General features: G+C 58.1%; 18 protein-coding genes. 9 read left to right on the top strand and 9 right to left on the bottom strand.

Annotated features, from left to right (window positions below):
- Positions 1-43 precede the first annotated feature (43 nt).
- Entirely contained in the window at positions 44-1,459 is a 1,416-nt protein-coding gene (locus ACZ48V_RS03545; RefSeq protein ID WP_464541654.1) for a Na+/H+ antiporter NhaC family protein, read from the top strand.
- Between the two features lie 52 nt (positions 1,460-1,511).
- Here the strand turns inward: ACZ48V_RS03545 and ACZ48V_RS03540 are convergent, their stop codons facing one another.
- The 4 genes from ACZ48V_RS03540 to ACZ48V_RS03525 all read right to left on the bottom strand — a co-directional run bounded on the left by ACZ48V_RS03540 (position 1,512) and on the right by ACZ48V_RS03525 (position 4,186).
- Positions 1,512-1,898: a hypothetical protein gene (locus tag ACZ48V_RS03540; protein WP_464541652.1), complete on the bottom strand. Its 387-nt coding sequence runs from the start codon at positions 1,896-1,898 to the stop codon at positions 1,512-1,514.
- 163 nt (positions 1,899-2,061) lie between these two features.
- Positions 2,062-3,114, bottom strand: a complete 1,053-nt coding sequence (locus tag ACZ48V_RS03535; RefSeq protein ID WP_464541650.1) for a septal ring lytic transglycosylase RlpA family protein — start codon at positions 3,112-3,114, stop codon at positions 2,062-2,064.
- Between the two features lie 123 nt (positions 3,115-3,237).
- The gene (locus tag ACZ48V_RS03530) at positions 3,238-3,558 is read right to left on the bottom strand and encodes a heme biosynthesis protein HemY (RefSeq protein ID WP_353561569.1); all 321 of its coding nucleotides are present in this window, start codon (positions 3,556-3,558) and stop codon (positions 3,238-3,240) included.
- A 100-nt stretch (positions 3,559-3,658) separates the two neighbouring features.
- Complete coding sequence (locus tag ACZ48V_RS03525; protein WP_464541648.1) at positions 3,659-4,186, bottom strand: hypothetical protein; 528 nt, start codon at positions 4,184-4,186, stop codon at positions 3,659-3,661.
- A gap of 192 nt (positions 4,187-4,378) precedes the next feature.
- Between ACZ48V_RS03525 and alr the strand changes: the two genes are divergently transcribed.
- From alr to ACZ48V_RS03505, 4 genes are all read left to right on the top strand, one after another.
- Positions 4,379-5,554 (top strand): alanine racemase, encoded by a 1,176-nt coding sequence (gene alr / locus ACZ48V_RS03520; protein ID WP_464541646.1) that lies wholly within the window; start codon positions 4,379-4,381, stop codon positions 5,552-5,554.
- 218 nt (positions 5,555-5,772) lie between these two features.
- A complete protein-coding gene (locus tag ACZ48V_RS03515) occupies positions 5,773-6,486 on the top strand; it encodes a response regulator (protein WP_464541644.1) in 714 nt (237 codons plus the stop codon).
- A 322-nt stretch (positions 6,487-6,808) separates the two neighbouring features.
- Positions 6,809-8,263, top strand: coding sequence for a sensor histidine kinase (locus ACZ48V_RS03510; protein ID WP_464541642.1), 1,455 nt, complete (start codon positions 6,809-6,811; stop codon positions 8,261-8,263).
- 113 nt (positions 8,264-8,376) lie between these two features.
- Positions 8,377-8,829 (top strand): hypothetical protein, encoded by a 453-nt coding sequence (locus tag ACZ48V_RS03505; protein ID WP_464541640.1) that lies wholly within the window; start codon positions 8,377-8,379, stop codon positions 8,827-8,829.
- A gap of 80 nt (positions 8,830-8,909) precedes the next feature.
- Here the strand turns inward: ACZ48V_RS03505 and ACZ48V_RS03500 are convergent, their stop codons facing one another.
- The 5 genes from ACZ48V_RS03500 to ACZ48V_RS03480 form a co-directional block, all read right to left on the bottom strand.
- The gene (locus ACZ48V_RS03500; protein WP_464543094.1) at positions 8,910-9,956 is read right to left on the bottom strand and encodes an LLM class flavin-dependent oxidoreductase; all 1,047 of its coding nucleotides are present in this window, start codon (positions 9,954-9,956) and stop codon (positions 8,910-8,912) included.
- A gap of 101 nt (positions 9,957-10,057) precedes the next feature.
- Entirely contained in the window at positions 10,058-11,944 is a 1,887-nt protein-coding gene (cysN, locus tag ACZ48V_RS03495; protein WP_464541638.1) for a sulfate adenylyltransferase subunit CysN, read from the bottom strand.
- 47 nt (positions 11,945-11,991) lie between these two features.
- Entirely contained in the window at positions 11,992-12,903 is a 912-nt protein-coding gene (gene cysD / locus ACZ48V_RS03490) for a sulfate adenylyltransferase subunit CysD (protein WP_464541636.1), read from the bottom strand.
- A gap of 66 nt (positions 12,904-12,969) precedes the next feature.
- A complete protein-coding gene (locus ACZ48V_RS03485; RefSeq protein WP_464541634.1) occupies positions 12,970-13,932 on the bottom strand; it encodes a UDP-glucuronic acid decarboxylase family protein in 963 nt (320 codons plus the stop codon).
- An 80-nt stretch (positions 13,933-14,012) separates the two neighbouring features.
- Entirely contained in the window at positions 14,013-15,404 is a 1,392-nt protein-coding gene (locus ACZ48V_RS03480; protein ID WP_464541632.1) for a UDP-glucose dehydrogenase family protein, read from the bottom strand.
- Positions 15,405-15,921: 517 nt separating this feature from the next.
- Between ACZ48V_RS03480 and ACZ48V_RS03475 the strand changes: the two genes are divergently transcribed.
- Genes ACZ48V_RS03475 through ACZ48V_RS03460 form a run of 4 tightly spaced genes read left to right on the top strand, consistent with a single transcriptional unit; the run spans position 15,922 to position 19,514 of the window.
- Positions 15,922-17,061, top strand: coding sequence for a DegT/DnrJ/EryC1/StrS family aminotransferase (locus ACZ48V_RS03475; protein ID WP_464541630.1), 1,140 nt, complete (start codon positions 15,922-15,924; stop codon positions 17,059-17,061).
- Positions 17,058-17,669, top strand: coding sequence for a sugar transferase (locus ACZ48V_RS03470; protein WP_464541628.1), 612 nt, complete (start codon positions 17,058-17,060; stop codon positions 17,667-17,669). Before ACZ48V_RS03475 ends, ACZ48V_RS03470 begins: the two co-directional genes overlap by 4 nt.
- Positions 17,669-18,304 (top strand): NeuD/PglB/VioB family sugar acetyltransferase, encoded by a 636-nt coding sequence (locus tag ACZ48V_RS03465; protein WP_464541626.1) that lies wholly within the window; start codon positions 17,669-17,671, stop codon positions 18,302-18,304. The genes ACZ48V_RS03470 and ACZ48V_RS03465 overlap by 1 nt, the downstream gene beginning before the upstream one ends.
- 22 nt (positions 18,305-18,326) lie before the next feature.
- Positions 18,327-19,514: a glycosyltransferase family 4 protein gene (locus ACZ48V_RS03460; RefSeq protein WP_464541624.1), complete on the top strand. Its 1,188-nt coding sequence runs from the start codon at positions 18,327-18,329 to the stop codon at positions 19,512-19,514.
- The last annotated feature ends 244 nt before the right edge of the window (positions 19,515-19,758 follow it).

Here is a 19,758-nt window from a genome sequence, read left to right as displayed (position 1 = left end):
TACGTTTCTACTCCCTGAGTCGACCTTTAGCTGATACTCCTGTATGTCTGACACAAATCCATCCCCTACCGCCCCTGCGTCGCAGCCCGAATCGGCCACGGCGCCGTCGTTCCTTGCCCTTACCCCTCTGTTTCTGTTTCTTGCGCTGTTTTTTGGCGTAGGGCTCTATTACAGCGCGATCGGTGTGGAACGCCCGTTCTACCAGATTCACCCCTCTGTGGCCACGCTTCCAGCACTCGTGCTGGCCGTCGTGCTGGGCGCAGAAACCATCAAGAAGAACCTGCGCACACTGCTGCGCGGCATCGGCGACGAAACGATCATGACGATGTGCGTGGTGTTTCTACTTGCCGGTGCGTTTGCTGGTGTCATGGAGGCAATCGGTGGCGTGGAAGCAACCGTCGACCTGGGGCTGGCGCTGCTGCCCGATCAGTTTATCTTGCCGGGCCTCTTTCTCATCTCCGCGTTTATCTCGCTATCGATGGGTACCTCTATGGGCACGCTCGCGGCGGTTGCTCCGATTGCTGTAGGCGTAAGCGGCTCGACCGACCTGGCTGTAACCACCACACTGGGAGCTGTTGTTGGAGGCGCTATGTTTGGCGATAACCTGTCGATTATTTCGGATACGACTATTGCCGCAACCCGCACGCAGGGCTGCAGCATGACTGATAAGTTTCGGGCCAATCTATGGATTGCCGTGCCGGCCGCTCTCGTCACGACCGTGGCGCTCTTTTTCATGAGCGCAGGCGCGCCAGATGCCGCCGAAGGTACCGTTAACATCTGGCTGGTGCTTCCCTACCTGATTGTGCTCGGCCTGGCAGTGGCCGGACTCGATGTGTTTGTGGTGCTTGGCGCCGGGATTGTACTGGCAGGCGCTACGGGCATTGCGGCCAGCGACTATGGCATGGCGCCTTTCGCCGGCGACATCTATGAGGGCTTTGAGAGCATGTTCGGCATTATGCTGCTGGCCATGTTCATTGGCGGACTCGGCGAGCTGATTCGTCGGCAGGGCGGGCTGGCATGGCTGGCGATGGCGATTCGGCGCACAACGGCCTTCCTGCGCCTGAAAGGGCGCCGCGCTGGGGAGTCGGGTATCGCGGCAATGGCTGCGCTGAGCGACGTGCTCATTGCGAACAACACGGTCGCGATCTTGCTCTCGGGCACTGTAGCGCGCGATCTCGCCACGCAGTACGACATCGACGCCCCTCGTAGCGCCAGCCTGCTTGACATCTTTGCGTGCATCGTGCAGGGGGTGCTGCCGTATGGCGGACAGATTCTGCTGGCCGCGTCGCTTGCCGGGCTTTCACCGACCGCCCTGGTTGGAGCAATCCACTACTGCTGGGCGCTGCTCGTCATGGCCGTCATTAGCATTACGTTCCAGATCGGACGCGGGCCAGGCGTTACGACCAAAACAGCCTCTGTGAATCCGTACCAGGCAGCCGAATCGCCCTCAACAGCGTAGCGTATGCGCAGCGCATGGAGAGCCGCGCGCAGAAGCAGTTGACGCTGCCAAACTACGCGCGGCCCCCGGTGCTCTCTTCTGCGCGGACCCCTGCGCTCCCCCTTTCGTCGGCATCCGTGTTATCGGAGCCGTTATCGGTATCTGCTTCGTTGCGCACCTCAATCGTGGACGCTTCGCTGCTGGAGTCACTGTCAGACGCCTCGCTCTCAGACGCCTCGCTCTCAGGTATTTCGAAGAAGCCTGCCTGTCGCTTACGCTCGTAGCTGTATACGATACCGGCGCCCGTGAGGGCGGCTATGGCGGCGGTTACCGCTGCGGGGAGGGTGGGCGTGCCCTGCAGCAAGAGCGCTGCCCCCTGGATTACGACGAAGCCCAATGCAAAGAAAAGGGCTGCCTGGGCAAGGGGGTGGGCATCCGAATCGTGATCGGTATTGGACATGGCGTGGGCGGTGCGCAGATGAATACGGGCGGTTGCTGTGGGCGCGCTCGTGCTATGCCGCAGCCCGGCGTCTGTTCAACGCGCTGCCGTGCGCATCCCTCTGTGCCCCTTCCTGAATGACATGCCACCTGCTGGCATGATGCTGCAGGCTGTGGAGCGAAGGTTACGGAGCGGGGCGCCATACCGTACGGAAGCCCAGCGCGGCTTCGCGCTCGATGCCAAGGAGCGCGGCGGTTGCCGCCGATATTTCGGGACCGTCTACGCTGCGATCTATGATGCGCACAAAGACGTGGTTGACGTCGGCGTCGGCATTGCTTTCAAGGGAATGCGAGAGCAGCACGACCGACCCAAACGGCAGTTCGGGATGACTGGCTACCAGCTCATCGGGGTCGTATGTGGCTCCGCTGGCGGTAAGGCGCCCCGCAAAAGCCGCTGGAAACGTCGTTGCGCGGATGGTGTCGGGCGCTGCCCAGGTATCAGCGATTTCAGGCTGACGGCCGGGAATGCGCAGGCGTTGGTCGATGCGCAGTTCGGTGCTCTCAAGGTCGTTCGTCGCCTGCAAGGCACGCACGCTCACGCCATAGGTCCCGGCGATGCTGTAGAGGGTCTCCCCCTCGTCAACGACGTGGGTTTGCTGAGACGCCGCTGCGCCAGGAATGCGCACGCGGTCGGGCAGCGCCTCGGGGCGGTCGTTGAGGCGCCACAGCGAATCGGCTGTAACGCCGGTACGCAGCGCCAGCTCCATCCAGGTAGCATGCTCGGGGCGGTCAACGAGCTGGGCATCCGGTGTGTCTTGCGTGGCGGGCTCTGGGTCGGTTGGAATCGTGTCGGACGATATGGTATCGGGCGCCTCTTCATCGGAAGCAGGGTCGACTGGGGGCAGCTCATCGGCCAGGGTGCGTCCGGGCGTGCCGTCTTCAGCATGAGCGTTCTCTTCAGGAGTGTCTTCCGGAGACGCCTGGACTGCGGAGCGGCGTGGGGGGCGGATGCGCAGCGTATCGCCAATAGCGATGGTAGCATCTTCGAGGTCGTTCCACGTCTGCAGCGCTCGAATAGACACCCCGGCTTCCTGGGCAATGCGGAAGAGGGTGTCGCCTTCCTGTACCGCGTAGGTGGTATCAGAAACGGCCTGTGCATGCGCGGGGGAGAGGCCCGGAAGCAGTAACGCTGTGGCAATCGTAGCCGCTGCTCCAAGATGTTTAATGGCCGGCATCATAGCTGATAACGAGGCGTAAAGTGGCTGATAGAATGCATTCGAACCGTGCTGGCCGTATCTGGAAGGGGAGCGCCTGCCCGGTGACAGCCGCTTACAGCCCGACTTCAAAAACCCAGCCGCACGCTAAAATCCGATTCCTTTCGCTTTCATAAGAGCATCTTGCAGCTCCGACAGGTTTTTCTGATCGTGCTGCGTACGGGCTATCTCGATCCCCTGCTCATAGGTGTCGATGGCTGTATCGGTCTGGCCCAGGCGCTCATACAGCTTCCCGAGGTGATAATAGGTGCCTACGTAATCGGGATGCTCTTCGACAAGCCCCTCAAAGTACTGCTGTGCCACATCGATATCATCTTGTTTCAGGTGCTCCTGCGCAAGCGCAAATTGCGTAAAGGGATCATCAGGGTCTTCTTCAAGAAAGGACTCAAGTTGGGCAATGCGGTCCATAAAGTGCGAGGGTAGAGAAGGTATTAAGAGAGCGTAGTGCGTCTGTCCGTGAGGGCTGTACGGCAACCGGTACCGGATGTGCCTTGCTCAGGTGCCTTGCTCAGGCGCCTTGCTGCGCCGACTCCGAGGCCCCTTCGTGCGAAACGACGAGATGGACGTCCGTTTTTCGGATTGAGCTTATATACGACGGGTTGTCAATGCCCAGAATGGCAGGATGCGGATAGGACTCAACACGCTGCAAGAAGTACTCGACTGTCGATGGGATGGCGTCGTCAGGTAGATCATCCATATCGTTCGCGTGCTTCCACGTGAAGAGCGGATCGAGCGGGTCAATGAAGAGCAGCGCATGTTCTTCGGTTGCGCTATCAAATGCCTTGCGGAGACTGTTTTGCGTATGCTCGCGCCGTTCTCCAAGCAACGATTGCGCACGGAACTGGAGCGCATTCTGGCTTGAAGCGTCTAAAATACGGGCGAAGGTAGCCTGCCGGGCACCTCGCGTTCCTCCGGCGAGCACAATACAGGGCCGGGGTTTGTTCAGTGCAGTACGCAGATGCGTATCAACCTGAGCCCCGGTGTGCGCCACCTGTGGGATAGGCGCGATGTCAGATTCTGAACTGGAGGTTGCCATGGAACCACATGCACCTTTTATGCAAGAATTGTGAACATGTTACTAAGTCAAAAACGGAAGGGGGTTCCTCCCGTTCCGTATGTAGCGCGGCACATCGTGACGCGCTAACCCGCTGCTTCTATCGGGTACCGGCCTGCTGCCTTACCGGTTTAGCATCTTACCTCTTCCTCGATACACACCCTGCTTTTTCTTATGCACGACGCCCCGGTGTATGCCACAGTACGCACCGACCGCATACGCCACAACGTGTCGGTGCTGCGAAGCAAGGCCCAGCCTGCCAAACTCATGGCGGTGCTGAAGGCGGATGCGTATGGGCATGGCCTGCACAAAGTTGCTTCGCTGCTTCAAGACCTGGATGTACAGGCTTTCGCTGTGGCACGTGTACACGAAGCCGTGGCTCTACGTAAAGCAGGAGTTCACGGGCTGATTCTGGTGCTTGCCCCCCCCACGGCAGACCAGCTCCACACGTATGTTCGCTACGACTTGCACATTTCGGTAACCAGTACGGCCGTTGCGCAGCTCATCTGTGCCGCTTCAGAGGCCCCGGTACGTGCACACATGAAAGTAGACACGGGTATGCACCGGCTCGGCATATCGTGGACGGAGGCTCCTTCATGGTGGAGGCGCCTGCACAACGCGCCTCATGTAGATACAGAGGGGATCTATACCCACCTCGCAACAGCGAACGACCCGGACCACCCGCTCAACAGCAGCCAACTGGACCGCTTCGCGTCGGTTGTTGGGAAGCTCGATCCCGCTCCTTCTGTAGTGCATGTAGCCAACACCGATGCATTGTTTCAGCTTACAGATACGCTGCCTCATACAGCCCGGTATGCCCGTACCGGGCTGGGCCTGTACGGGCTCACGTCAACACCCGCACCTGATGCACGTAACGTATCTCCCAAATATTCAAAATCTTTCGATACACTGGCACCTGCTCTGTCGCTTGAAGCGCGGGTTGTGCACATGCACACCGTTCCGAAAGGAGAGACCGTATCGTATGGGGCACGCTGGACCGCCCCCGCTGATACATGCGTTGCCACAATCGGGGTTGGATACGGTGATGGCTACCCACGCGCAGCTTCTGGACAGGCCTATGTGCGCATTCATGGCCAGAAACGGCCCATTGTGGGCACTGTGTGCATGGATCTATCCATGGTAGACCTCGGTTCACCTGGTAACACCCTTGCGCAGGATACCCAGGTGGGAGACCCTGTCGTCTTATTTGATGCGCACGGTCCCACACTTCACGATGTGGCTCGTTGGAGTGGCACGATTCCGTACGAAGTAGCGTGCCAACTTGCTACACGCGTTCCACGCCACTATCGCGTTGCGCCGTCTCTCACAGCCAATAATGGAACAATATAGAGAGACTATCATCCGTAATTCTACTGCATTGATACTGAAAAATCTATGCCGTGCGCTCTGCTGTACTGCACGGCTTCCTTTTGACTGAGATAGCGTACATCTGTAGATTTTTCTATGTAGCAGTTTGCTTAAATATCTTTTGACCCTGTAGCATCCCACCTGCCTTGCAGACTGCTACTACATATACACTTTTGCCCTTTTAACTTTTAGTGAGACCTATGCCAATTACCGTAAATCCCAGCGACGTTAACATTCTTGTCGTTGACGACGAGCGTAGCATTGTCGAGATCGTGAGTGACTTTCTCAGCAACGAAGGTTACAACGTCAACCAAGCCTACAATGGTGAGGAGGCCCTTGAAAAGGTAAACCCTGATACCGACCTCATCATTCTGGATGTAATGATGCCAGAGATGGATGGCTTTGAGACCTGTAAGAAGCTGCGCTCCCGCGTCGAAACGGAGATGATCCCGATCATCTTCCTGAGCGCGAAGTCCGAAGTAGAAGACCAAATCGAAGGTCTTACGATCGGTGCTGATGACTACCTTACCAAGGAATCGGGCTGGAAAGATCTGCTTGTTGCCCGTGTGAAGGCGGTGCTGCGTCGTGCCGGACTGGAAGAGAGCAGCGTCATTGAAGAAGGAGATCTTACTATCTACGAGGATGAGTACAAAGCACACCTTCGTGGCGAAGATCTGGAGCTGACGCTCACCGAGTTTGAGCTGCTCCGCTACCTTGTGCGCCATCCCAAGAAGGCGTTCACGCGTCAGCAGCTGCTCGAAACGATCTGGCGCGACCACATGATGGTGACCGAGCGCACGGTAGACGCTCACATCAAGAACCTGCGTGAGAAGCTGGGAGACTTTGCTGAGCACATTCAAACGGTACGTGGCGTAGGCTACCGCTTCGTAAAGGAAGCGTCGGCTGAAGCGTAACAGCTACGCAGCATGCCAGATACGCAACAAAGGGGTGGTGCGTTTGCATCCTCCCGCTTCAGGGCCTGGATGTACAGTATTGTACCTCCAGGCCTTTTTTTGCGTACCTTGTATCTCCGTTGCCCTGCATAGGCTATGCGTCTATTTATAGATCCACCATCTATCTCCTATACGTACTATCTCCTATGCGTAGCATCCGCGACGCGCCTTCGTTCACGATGGGGCTGTGGGCTCTTCCCTTGAACAACCAGACCAGACAGACCGGGGCCCCACGTGTGCCTGTGCATTCGTTTTCTGTATAACCATAGTTTACTACATCGCCTTGTTTGAATCGCTCTGGAGTCGCTTAATCCCGGAACGCAAGGAGACCCAGTTCTGGATGGTCTCTACTTTTACTCTATTTGTGGGTACAGCGGTTGTACTCGTTGCCCTTTACGTTTTCCTTGTTTTCAAGAGCGACGTAGACAACGCGATGGAGCGCACCCTGCAGAACCAGGCCGAGCGCGTGGCTATGCAGATGGAAGCCACGGGCACCCTGGTTGAACGCGAAGCCGCCCTTACGCACCTACAGGGCATGACGGAGTGGTCGGTGACTGTGGCAACGCCTGACACCATGATCGGCAGCGCGCCCTTCGACCCGGCTCCCGTGCGAGATGCTGAGCGTTTTTTTGATCCCGGTGCCCTCAACCAGATGAGTGCACCTACCATCCGCTACCAGAATCGGATGAACACGAGCGAGCCCCGTGTCTTTTACGCGACGCTCTACCAGCCCGATGCAAACCTCGTTATCCAGGTTGGCCAACCTTCTTCGCCGCTCTACAGCCTTCTGGAACGAAGCCAGATCATCATCCTGTCGGGGATGATCCTGGCCTTGATTCTCACCGTGATCGGCAGTTGGATCGCTGCCTCGAAGATTACCACACCGCTTAAGCGGATCCGCAATACCGCGCAGCGGGTCAGCCGGGGCGAAACAACCAGTCGCATTCGCATCGACAGCCGTGCGGCCGAGTTTCAAGATCTCGCCGAGAGCCTCAACCGCGCATCCGATAGCTTTCGCGAGAAGATCAATGACCTGGAGCGGATGGCTCGGCTGCAGAGTGAGTTTATTGGCAACGTATCGCATGAAGTACGTAATCCCATCTTTGCCATAAGCGGCTATCTGGAGGCCCTGGGCACCTCGCGCCTTTCTAAAGAGCAACGTACTCGCTACTCCGAAAAGGCGCTGAACAACCTGCAACGCCTTCAAAACCTGTTCAATGACCTTATTGAGATCGCACGACTCGAATACCGCGAAGATCTTATTGATCGCCGCGTCTTTAACCTGAAAGATCTGGTCGATGAGGTCGTGGAGATGCTTCGCCCGAAAGCAGCCAAGAAGGGACTGGAGTTGGAGGTCGATATCCCCAGTTTCGAGGTTAATGCCGACCGTTCGCGCATCCGACAGGTCCTGCTCAATCTGATTGAGAATGCCATCGCGTATACCGACGAAGGGACCGTGCGATGCCGCATATCGCGGCGCCTGAACAAGGTGCGCATTGAGGTGGTCGATACTGGAAAAGGGATTCCTGAAGACCACTTAGAGCGCATCTTTGAACGTTTCTACCGGGTCGATCCCGATCGCTCGCGCGAGAGCGGCGGCACGGGCCTCGGGCTCAGCATCGTAAAGCAGATCCTGCAGGCCCACGGCGAGCCCATTCAGGTCGAGAGCACCGAGGGACGCGGAACGCGTTTCCAGTTTGAGCTTCCACATGCGGAGTCTGCAAACGGGTCAGCGTAAGCTGGGAGTGTAGGTCACAGGTTCGGGGATGAGAAACATTTATATGGTACGAGGCCCTATACTCATGCAGGCTTACATGCTCTCCATCCTGCTACACAAGCCTTACTTCCACGATGCGCTCTCTCACATACAACGCTGTGGCTCTGCTGCTCCTGGTGCTCTTCTGGAGCGGCACGGCCTGTGACTTCCTTGGTGGTAGCAACGACACTGAAGAGGTCATCGGATTTGTCACGGAAGATATCACGGCGACATCTCCCCTTGTAGCGCCTGATACTGTACAGGCAGGCAATCCGTTTGAGATCACCGTTACTACGTTTGGGCCCAACCTGTGCTGGCAGGCGGCTCGCGAGGCGATCATGCGCGAGCCGATGCGCGTCACCATTACCCCCTACGATCGGGCACCCGCTGGCAACACCGCCTGTGCCGATGCAATCGCGGAGATGGAGCGCACGCTCTCGGCGCAGTTTGATGCTCCCGGCGAGGCGACCGTAGCCGTAAACGGACGTACTGGATGGGTGAACGATCCGGAGCCTGCAACGCTCACGCACACCGTAGTTGTAGAATGATAAATGATACCAACCCTTCATGCGTCGTTGGTATGTGGCAGTAGACCGTGGGAAGGTCATCGTGGGTCGGTAGACCGTGATCACGCCGCTGCCACGTTCTTTAGGCGCGGGATGACCTCATGCCCGATGCGCTCCACCTCTTCGAGCATCGGACTACATTGCACCAGTACCAGGTCAAGACCGACATCGGCATAGGCGTTCAGGCGCTCTACAATCTGGTCTGGGGTTCCCACCAGATTGGGACGCAGCCCCCGATTTGACACGGAGTAATCTTTCAGGTCGACCTCGGAGTCCAGCTCGGAGTTTTCCACAAAGTCGTCGTAGCTATCGAAGCCCTCCGCTTCGTAGTTGATCGTGGTGATGCGCTCCAGCTCTTCCTGGGCTTCCGCTTCTGTGTCACGGCAGATCATGTAGGCCGCCATACCGAACTGCATATCGTCGGGGTTGTGCCCTGCCTGAGCACGGCGCTCACGCAGGTCTGCGATGTTGCCAGCGATCTTATCGACCGAGCCGCCATGCATCAGGTAGTGATCGCACTGCTCAGCGATGAACGTACGCCCTGCCTCCGAACCGCCGCCCGCATACAGGGGGATGCCGCCGTCTTGCACGGGTTTGGGTGCAAGCACGGTATTCTGAATCGTGTAAAAGTCGCCATCGTACGAGAAGCGATCTTCGGTCCAGACGCCGCGCATGATGTCCACAAACTCGCGGGAGCGTTCGTATCGAGAGTCGTGCTCAATCCATTCGCCCGCGTACATCTTCATCTCCTCCTCCCACCAGCCCGAAACCAGGTTGATCTCGAATCGACCGTCTGACATGTGGTCGATGTTAGCTGCCATCTTGGCTGCTACCGCCGGCGTGCGAAAGCCCGGACGCAGCGCCGCCATGAGGCGTATGTTCTCGGTAACGGACGCCAGCCCGGCCGTCGTCGTCCAACATTCCAGGCTCGGCGCCTCAATGCCCTTTATGTCGTTCAGGTTCAGTTCCGCAATCAGAATAGTCGAGAACCCAGCCTGGTCGGCCGCTTGAGCCACCTGCTTGTTGTATTCAAACGTGGGCGGCATGCCCTCATCTTCGACATTGCGGAGCCATCCGCCAAAAATGGGAAGCCAGATGCCAAGATCGATCATGAGTACAGAGGGATTCAGAGGGTAAGTCAAATAAAAAAAGAGCGCACCGACGCAACGCCGATGCGCTCCATGAAACGGTCACTTCCGTATATGGTAAGTTAATCTACCGTTGGAATAATTCCGCGTGCTTCAAGCACATCGACAATCTGATCCACGCAGGATTGCACATCGTGTTCGTCGGTGCGAACGACAATTTCAGGATCTTCCGGTTCTTCGTAGGGTGCGGAGACGCCGGTGAAGTTCGATATCTCCCCCTTCTCGGCTTTCTCGTAGAGCCCTTTCGGATCTCGCTCTTTGCAGACCTCAAGCGAGCAGTCTACATGCACTTCCAAGAAGCGCCCTTCAGGAAGCAACTCGCGCACACGGGTACGGTCTTCGCGGTACGGGGAGACAAACGTGCAAAGCGTGAGCGTGCCCTGCTCAAAGAAGAGACGCGATACCTCGCCTACACGGCGCACATTTTCCTCACGATCGTTGGCTGAGAAGCCCAGGTCGCCCGAGAGTCCATGGCGCACATTGTCGCCATCAAGATGCATTGTCTGCACGTTCCGGTCGAAGAGGCGCTCTTCGACCGCTTTGGCAACCGTCGACTTGCCTGCCCCCGACAGCCCGGTGAACCACATCACTGCAGCCTTGTGGCCGTTGCGCTCTTCGCGCTTCTCGCGTGGAATGGCCAGGCCTTCCCACGTTACGTTCGGACTTGTTTGCTGCTCTTTGCGCGTGATGCTTTCTTCGCCAACAGGGGCCACGTCTTGCCCCACTCCACGGATCATACCCGCAGCTACCGTGGCGTTGGTGTCAGGATCGATCAGAATGAAGCGCCCGGTGTGGCGATTCACACGATACGCGTCGATAAACAGCGGATCTGCTGTTTCGAGTTCAACGCGGCCGATCTCGTTGAGCGTGAGCGTGTCGGCCTCCTCACGGTGAAGCGTCTTTACGTTAATGCGATAGACCAGGTTGGATACGTACGCCTGGGTCTCCCGAGTTGTATGCTGTACGATATACGGACGGTCAGTTCGCAGCTTCTCTTCGTCCATCCAGCATAGGTCCGCATCCACCTGACGTGTAACTTCGGGGCGGTTGCGGCTGCGAACGATCATGGATCCGCGGCTTACGTCGATCTCGTCAGCGAGTGAGATTACGACCGACTCGCCCGGACTCGCTTTGTCTTGCTCGCCATCGAGCGTTACGACGCTTTCCACCTCGGTGGTCAGATTTGAGGGAAGCACGACGACCTCCTCGCCGGGACGTACGCTTCCTGAAGCAACCTGCCCGGCGAATCCCCGAAAGTCCTGGTGCGGGCGGATCACGTTTTGTACAGGGAAGCGAAAGTCAACCTGGTTACGATCGGTCTGCGTTTTGACCGTTTCGAGGCGATGCAGGAGCGTACTGCCCTGGTACCAGGGCATATTGTCGCCCTTCATGACGACGTTATCACCCTTCAGAGCCGAGATCGGAATGAAGGTCACGTCGTTGATGTCAAGCTTATCGGCGAAGTCGCGAAACTCGTCTACAATCTCGCGAAAACGGTCCTCGTCGTAATCGATGAGGTCCATCTTATTTACCGCAACGATCATATGCGGGATCTGAAGCAGCGAGGAGATGAACCCGTGCCGATGCGACTGTTCGAGCACGCCCTTACGCGCATCGAGAAGCACAACGGCAAGCTCGGCGGTCGACGCGCCGGTGACCATGTTGCGGGTGTACTGCTCATGGCCGGGCGTATCCGCAATGATGAACTTGCGCTTCGGCGTAGCAAAGTAGCGATAGGCGACATCGATCGTGATGCCCTGCTCGCGCTCGGCGCGCAGGCCGTCCGTCAGGAGTGCCAGCTCCAGGTCGTCGTCGTCGCGCTGCGTATTGCGCTTGATTTCAGACATCTTCTCTTCGAAGATCGTCTGCGTGTCATAGAAGAGCCGTCCGATGAGCGTGCTTTTACCGTCGTCAACGCTTCCGGCAGTGGTAAATCGAAGTAGATCCATAGGGGGGTTAGGGTAAGCCAGAAAAAGAAAGAGATGGTGGCTTTCTATTAAAAGTAGCCTTTGCGCTTACGGTCTTCCATCGCAGCCTCTGAGCGCTGATCATCGGTACGTCCGCCGCGTTCGGAGTGCGTGGCAGTTGCTACTTCCTCGATCACCTCGGGTATAGTCGTAGCCGTTGATTCGAAGGCACCGGTACAGGTCATATCTCCGATGGTGCGGAAGCGGACCATCTTCTCGGCGTAGTGCTCGCCGTCGCGCAGCGTGATGTAATCGGACTTGGCCAGAAGCGAACCGTCGCGTTCAACGACATCACGCTTATGCGCCAGATAGAGGTTCGGGATCTCGAGATCTTCGCGCTCGATGTACTGCCACACGTCGAGCTCGGTCCAGTTGCTGAGCGGGAAGACGCGGAAGTGTTCGTTCGGATTCCGTCGCCCGTTGTACTGATTCCAGAGCTCGGGACGCTGCTTCTTGGGGTCCCACTGCCCAAAGCGGTCGCGGTGCGAGAAAAAGCGTTCTTTAGCACGCGCTTTCTCTTCATCGCGGCGCGCACCGCCAAGCGCTGCATCTACGTCGAGCTCGTCCAGCGCGTCGAGGAGCGTTACAATCTGCAGCTTGTTACGGCTTGCGTTGGGCCCTTGCTCTTCTTTGACGCGCCCCTTGTCGATCGACTCTTGCACCGTGCGCACAATCAGGTTGGCGCCGATGCGCTCCATGAGGTCGTCACGGAAGCGGAGGGTTTCCGGGAAGTTATGTCCGGTATCCACATGCAAAAGTGGAAACGGGATCGTTGCTGGGTAGAAGGCTTTCCGCGCCAGGTGCGTCATAACCAGCGAGTCTTTGCCCCCTGAAAACATGAGCACGGGGCGCTCAAACTGGGCTTCGGTTTCGCGAATTACGTGTATCGCCTCGGACTCCAGGGTATCGAGGTGCCGGGCGGTATCTGAAGATACGCTCATATAGGTGTTTGGCGTTACGAAAACGCTATCGAGTTCGGTAATGGGGGAGTGGTAAAAGCAGGATGCTTACGCATCAGCCGGGGCCGATGCATCGATGGCCTCGCGGAAGTAAGCAAGCGTTTTGCGAAGCCCATCACGTCGGTCAATGGTTGGGCTCCACCCCAGTGTTTCACGGGCCTTCGTGATGTCGGGCTCGCGCACCTGCGGGTCGTCTTTCGGAAGCTCCTCGTACGTGATGGTGCTCTCCGAATCCGTCAGATCGATAATCTCTTCGGCAAATTCCTTAATTGTAATCTCCTGCGTGTTGCCAATGTTGACCGGCTCATTTTCATCGCTTAGCAGCAGGCGATAGATGCCTTCGACAAGGTCATCGACGTAGCAGAAGGAGCGGGTCTGGCTGCCGTCGCCGTACACAGTGAGCGGCTCGCCCCGCAGTGCCTGACTCATAAACGTAGGCAGAGCGCGGCCGTCGTCGATGCGCATGCGCGGCCCGTACGTATTGAAGATGCGCACGATGCGCGTTTCAACGCCGTGATAGCGCTGATACGCCATCGTGATCGCTTCGGCAAACCGTTTGGCCTCGTCGTAGACGCCCCGCATCCCAATGGGGTTAACGTTGCCCCAGTAGTCTTCGGGCTGCGGATGCACAAGTGGGTCGCCGTAGACCTCGCTGGTCGAGGCGAGTAGCAGGCGAGCGCCCTTTGCTTTGGCCAGGCCGAGCGCCTTGTGCGTACCCAGTGCACCTACTTTGAGCGTCTGGATCGGCAGGCGCAGGTAATCGGCTGGCGAGGCCGGGCTTGCAAAGTGGAGCACGTAGTCAAGATCGCCACTCACGTGGATGAAGTTCGTCACGTCGTGCTGGATGAACTTGAACCGTTCGTCGTCGCGCTCGAACAGATGAGCGACATTGTCGGTCGATCCGGTGATGAGATTATCCATGCAGAGGACCTCGTGGCCCTCTGCAATAAGACGATCGCACAGGTGCGATCCAAGAAATCCGGCACCACCGGTAATGAGTGTACGGGGCATGGGAGGGCGGGGCGTCGTGAGACAAAGGGGGCGAGTCGCAATGCCCGCCCCCAGAAACGTGTAGTAGGGACTTGGCCTGATTAGGCAGGCTGCCCGTTTTCGGCGAGGGCTTCCTCGATGGCGTCTTCATCGCTCTCTGGCGGCAGGCTTGGCCGCCCAATGCTGGAGTAGATAAAGCCCATCTCGGCCATGTGCTTCGGATAGAAGACATTGCGTCCGTCGAAGATAACCGGCTGGGCGAGACGGTCGCGCACATCGGCCAGGTTGGGACGACGGAAGGCATTCCACTCGGTGCACACAACGAGCGTGTCGGCGTCGTTGAGCGCGCTGTACATGTCGGCGGCATAGTCAATCGCATCGCCAAAGACCTCGCGGGTGGTTTCGATAGCCTCGGGGTCGTAGCCCACGATCTCGGCACCGGCTTCCAGCAGCGTGCGAATAATGACGTGCGACGGCGCTTCGCGGATGTCGTCGGTGTTGGGCTTGAACGAGAGTCCCCAGATGGCAATTTTCTTGTCGGAGACGTCGCCATCGAAGTATTCGATGACCCGTTCGGCAAGCACCTGACGCTGCCGGTCGTTCACCTCCAGCACCGAATCCAGAATCTTGAAGTCGTAGCCGTGCTTGCGTCCGGTGCGATGCAGGGCCTGTACGTCTTTCGGGAAGCAGCTGCCGCCAAACCCGATGCCTGCATACAGGAAGTGCCGCCCAATGCGGTGGTCTTTGCTAATCCCGAGCCGCACCTTGTCGACGTTCGCTCCTACTTTTTCGCAGAGGTTAGCAATCTCGTTCATAAACGAGATGCGTGTGGCGAGAATGGAGTTCGCTGCGTACTTGATCATCTCAGCAGAGCGCTCGTCGACCACGACAATCGGGTTGCCCTGGCGCACGAACGGCTCGTACAGCCGCGTCATCATATCGGCTGCTTTGTCGCTGGAGGTGCCAATCACAACGCGATCGGGCTTCAGGAAGTCGTCAACAGCCACGCCCTCACGGAGAAACTCAGGGTTTGACACCACGTCGAACTGCTCGCCTGCTTGCAGACCGGCATTTTCAAGCACGCCCCGCACCTGGTCGGCGGTGCCAACGGGAACGGTACTCTTGTTGATGATGAGACGATAGCGCTCTTCGTCTTCGCTGTTGATGAACTCGGCGATGTCGCCGGTGGCTTGAAGCACGTAAGAGAGGTCAGCTGACCCATCTTCGCCGGGAGGGGTGGGCAGCGCAAGAAAGATCAAGTCAGCGTGAGAGACACCGTCGGCCAGATCGGTGCTAAAAGTGAGGCGTCCTTCGCTGGTGTTGCGGTTAAAGTAGTGCTCCAGATCGGGCTCGTAGATCGGAAGCTGCCCGTTACGCAGCTGGTCGATCTTGTTTTCATCGATGTCGATGCATACGACACGATTGCCCATCTCGGCAAAGCATGTTCCAGACACCAGGCCAACATAGCCAGTGCCTATAATTGCGATGTTCATAAGTCGGGGTGTGTAAATAAGGTGGAAGAGGCCAGGTCGTACGGGGCCCCGCCCAAGTGATTTCGGTTATGCCTGCAGTGTAAGAAGGGCATACGCTCAAATCATGCGTTCTCAGGAGACACGCACAGGGGAGCATTGGTGCATGAGCATGCCGACATACGGCGCATCATGCAAAGATGTAGATCACTTGAGGAGGAGACGCTGCCCATGGGGCTGTATCGGACCTGCTTCAGAGGGTTTAGCTGGGCAACAGCATTAAACAAATTGCTTGTATATTTTTCATATGCGTAATCTGCACAATACAAAGCACGGATGCAACGAGAAAGCCTGCGGAAGGTGCAGCGTCCGGTCTTCTTTTTGACAAAACACACACCTCTTCCGCGAATATTCTCAAACCGCGCAACGACGTCGTTAAAAACCACCCTTTCTCTCGGGGTGCTGTTGGTTCTTTTAGGACAGTACTTGTATGTTGCATGTATTACGTGCCAAACGTTCTCCCACCTACTGTTTATCCCTTGTGTCCATCCCACTGGCCCGGCCCAGCATAACAGATCATGAGCGCGCGGCCGTTGCATCGGTCATGCAGTCGACCCGCCTCTCGATGGGTCCTGCCCTTGAGCGCTTTGAAGCGCAGATGGCGGCGCGCTGTAAGACCGCGCATGCAGTAGCCGTGAGTAGCGGGACAGCCGCGCTTCACTGCATCGTTCGGGCACTCGACCTGCCTGAAGGTGAAACGGTTGTCACTACGCCATACAGCTTCGTGGCCTCCTCAAACGTGCTACTCTTCGAGAACCTCGTGCCTCGCCTGGTCGACGTCGACCCTCAAACGTACAATATCGACCCCGCAGAAGCCGAGGCAGCGATCACCTCGGATACCTGCGCCATTCTTGCCGTAGATGTGTTTGGATGCCCCGCCGACTGGACGCGCCTTCGCGCTATCGCGGACGCCCACAGCCTGGCTCTTATTGCCGACTCGTGCGAGGCACTCGGCGCTTCGATCGGTGGGCAGCCGGTTGGAGCATGGGGCGATGCCGCCGCGTTCGGGTTCTATCCGAACAAGCAGATTACCACCGGCGAGGGTGGGTGCATCACGACGGATGACGACGCGCTCGCATCCACCTGCCGGTCGCTGCGTAATCAGGGGCGTGCATCGCGCGAGCAGATGCGCCATGTACGCCTCGGCTACAATTACCGGTTGAGCGAGCTTAACGCCGCGCTCGGCGCAGCCCAGCTGGACCGGCTGGACGACATATTAGCAGCCCGGCGCTCGGTCGCAGCGCAGTACCATGCGGCCCTTGCTCCGCTGACAGACCACCTGAAACGTCCCCAGCCGGCCGCCCAAGGCACGCGCAGCTGGTTTGTATACGTAATAGAGCTGCGCAAACGCTACCAGCGCGCCGATCGCGACGCGCTGTGCAAGGCGCTCCGGCATGCGGGCATCGGATGCGCACCGTACTTCCCAGCGATTCACCTACAGCCCTATTACCGCGACCGGTTTGGCTTCGAGCGAGGCGACTTTCCACGTTGTGAGTATGCCTCCGATCGTACGCTGGCACTGCCGTTTTTTGACGGACTCACCGAGGCAGAGATGTACCAGGTCGTGGAGACATTACGTGCGCATCTCTCTAAACCTATCTCGATCTCAGTTCCCTCATGAGCTACTCGCACTGGAAGGGCTTATTAGACTGTATAGGGGCAGCAGTACTACTTCTGCTGCTCAGTCCGATCTTGCTCGCCGTTGCCGCAGCAATCTTGCTGATTGACGGGCGCCCCATTTTTTTTACGCAGCAGCGCGCGGGAAAGCAGGGAGAGCCGTTTCGCATCTACAAATTTCGGACGCTCCGCCTCGGCCCCAAAGACCCGCTGCGTCCCGGCGCACACTGCACCCGAACCGGTGCTTTCTTGCGACGCTGGGCACTCGACGAGCTGCCGCAGCTGTGGAATATTGTGATGGGCGAGATGAGCGTTGTGGGCCCACGCCCAACTCTGCTCGATCAGGCCTACCGCTACAATGCTTTTGAGAAGCAGCGCTTGCGCGTGCGCCCTGGACTGACTGGTTGGGCGCAGGTCAACGGGCGCAATGCGCTCTCGTGGCCTGAGCGCATTGAACTCGATGTGTGGTATGTGGAGAAGCGGTCGTTTTGGCTTGACCTGGGCATTATGTTGCGTACTCCGTTTGTACTCATGCGGGGCAAAGGTGTGTATGGCCCTATGGGCCGCAACGACACGGTATCCCGCCCCCCTGTACCAGACTCCTTATCGTAATGACGCCGCTCGTTATCATCGGAGCAGGCGACCTGGGACGTGAAACGGTTGCTCTTGTTGAACGCATCAATGCCCATCGTGCCCGCTGGCGGTTACGAGGACTGCTGGACAGCGACTCCAGCCGGCATGGCACCTCAGTGCTGGGACACCCTGTGCTGGGACCGCCCTCCTGGCTTAGCCGTCACCCGCGCGTCGCCTACGTCGTTGCTATTGGTGACGGTAGTGCCCGAAAACGGGTGGCTGACCAGCTTGTCTCTCATCCTGCCGCTGCGGCTACCCTGATAGACCCAAGCGTTTCCGTGCACGAAAGCATCCGATTTGGAGCGGGATGTATTGTGTATGCCGGCGTTGTATGTATGGTCGCCGTTACTGCGCACCGTCATGTGATTGTCGATGCGCACTGCACGCTCGGCCACGATGCTGTGCTACATTCATTTGCAACGTTGCACCCGGGGGTCCGCGTGTCCGGACATGTTACGATAGGAGACAGAGCCCGACTGGGTGCCGGGGCGGTTGTACTTCCCGACCGATGTGTTAACGAAGGAGCAACCGTCGGTGCCGGGGCGGTTGTGACGCGTGATGTACCTGCTCACACTACTGTTGTGGGCGTACCTGCACGCGCCGCCCATCTTTGATCGCTCTAAGCACCCCGTACCCGTGCACATCGCTGTCTTCCTTCAGCACTACCACACGCCCGACTGCCCTACCGCAGGGCGTCCGTATGCGCTGGTCTGTGCACTTGCCGCGCATCATGACGTCACGCTGATAACAGCGAATATGGGGCGCAAACGCCGGATCACCAATGACTACAGCTGGGTGCCGCCTGGTGTGGCACTTCATGAAGTATCCGTATCGTACCAAAACGAAATGAACGCAGCTCGACGGCTGCTTTCATTTGGGCGCTACGCGGCTCAGGCTGCCTTAAAGGGACTGGCGGCCGGCGCGCCTGATATCGTATTAGCTTCTTCAACCCCGCTCACCGTTCCAATGGTTGGCGCGCTTGTGGCACGCTGGTATGGAGTACCCTGGTTGTTTGAGGTGCGCGACCTCTGGCCCGACTTTCCCATTCAGATGGGGGCGGTGCCCGCGGCAGGGGCGCAGCGGGCGCTTTACGCACTGGAGCGGTATCTCTACTGCAACGCCCGTCACGTCGTAGCGCTCTCGCCCGATATGGCGCGCCATGTGCGCCGCCGTTCGGGACATAATCGGGTCAGCATGAATCCATACGGCACCGACCTATCGCTGCTGCGTCATGCGCCGATCCGCGAGGCCGAAGCGCTCTGTCCGCTGAAGGACGAGCAGCGCCTCGTCCTGTATGCCGGGTCGTTTGGCCGCGCCAATGCCCTTCCTACGCTCCTCGATGCAGCGCACCGCCTGCGCCACCGCTCCGATATCGTGTGGGCATTCGTAGGCAGCGGGTACCATCAGCCGGACATAGAGGCTGCGGCGCGGCGCCTCTCCAACGTGCGCCTGCTGCCTCCGCAGCCGTACCCTCGTACCCTCGCGCTTTTCAAGCATGCGACGCTCTCAGTTACCTCGTTTATTGACCGCCCTGTGCTGAGGGCCAATGCTCCTTCCAAGTTAATGGACAGCCTGGCAGCCGGTACCCCCGTGATCGTCACCAATCCGGGCTGGACCAAAGAGCTCGTTGCGTCAGGGCGATGCGGGTGGTACGTTCCCCCTCAAACCCCTGAGAACCTGGCAGCGTGTGTCTGCCAGTATATGGAGCAGCCTTCTCATATTCGAGCACGCTGGTCGCGCAACGCTATCCATCTGGCGCATACCCGGTTTGATCGGGCCGGCCACATGCAAGCGTACCGACAGCTCATTGAGAACCTCGTTTAGGCTGCGCCTGCGGCCTGTAAGCAGATCAAACAGGATCAGATACAACCAGAAACACAACCAGACGTGTATCTCTCCAAAGGGTTCTCTGAGCACTGCCTTGAAGCACTACGTCGTACTATTACTCCTCTCGTATGCGCAACATAATCGTAAAGTGGTATTTTCGCACGTATTGCGTATACTATGTTATGCTGACCTTATTGACCTACGCTCTGGCTGCGTCGTAACAGGCTATAGCTGACCCTGA

It is taken from the genome of Longimonas haloalkaliphila, assembly GCF_055379825.1.
This window is presented reverse-complemented; position numbering and strand designations above follow the sequence as displayed.

Bases quoted from the DNA above. Each gene is read 5' to 3' on its own strand.
- ACZ48V_RS03545 (WP_464541654.1), top strand. From the start codon at position 44: ATGTCTGACACAAATCCATCCCCTACCGCCCCTGCGTCGCAGCCCGAA.
- ACZ48V_RS03540 (WP_464541652.1), bottom strand. From the start codon at position 1,898: ATGTCCAATACCGATCACGATTCGGATGCCCACCCCCTTGCCCAGGCA.
- ACZ48V_RS03535 (WP_464541650.1), bottom strand. From the start codon at position 3,114: ATGATGCCGGCCATTAAACATCTTGGAGCAGCGGCTACGATTGCCACA.
- ACZ48V_RS03530 (WP_353561569.1), bottom strand. From the start codon at position 3,558: ATGGACCGCATTGCCCAACTTGAGTCCTTTCTTGAAGAAGACCCTGAT.
- ACZ48V_RS03525 (WP_464541648.1), bottom strand. From the start codon at position 4,186: ATGGCAACCTCCAGTTCAGAATCTGACATCGCGCCTATCCCACAGGTG.
- alr (WP_464541646.1), top strand. From the start codon at position 4,379: ATGCACGACGCCCCGGTGTATGCCACAGTACGCACCGACCGCATACGC.
- ACZ48V_RS03515 (WP_464541644.1), top strand. From the start codon at position 5,773: ATGCCAATTACCGTAAATCCCAGCGACGTTAACATTCTTGTCGTTGAC.
- ACZ48V_RS03505 (WP_464541640.1), top strand. From the start codon at position 8,377: ATGCGCTCTCTCACATACAACGCTGTGGCTCTGCTGCTCCTGGTGCTC.
- cysN (WP_464541638.1), bottom strand. From the start codon at position 11,944: ATGGATCTACTTCGATTTACCACTGCCGGAAGCGTTGACGACGGTAAA.
- cysD (WP_464541636.1), bottom strand. From the start codon at position 12,903: ATGAGCGTATCTTCAGATACCGCCCGGCACCTCGATACCCTGGAGTCC.
- ACZ48V_RS03485 (WP_464541634.1), bottom strand. From the start codon at position 13,932: ATGCCCCGTACACTCATTACCGGTGGTGCCGGATTTCTTGGATCGCAC.
- ACZ48V_RS03480 (WP_464541632.1), bottom strand. From the start codon at position 15,404: ATGAACATCGCAATTATAGGCACTGGCTATGTTGGCCTGGTGTCTGGA.
- ACZ48V_RS03470 (WP_464541628.1), top strand. From the start codon at position 17,058: ATGAGCTACTCGCACTGGAAGGGCTTATTAGACTGTATAGGGGCAGCA.
- ACZ48V_RS03465 (WP_464541626.1), top strand. From the start codon at position 17,669: ATGACGCCGCTCGTTATCATCGGAGCAGGCGACCTGGGACGTGAAACG.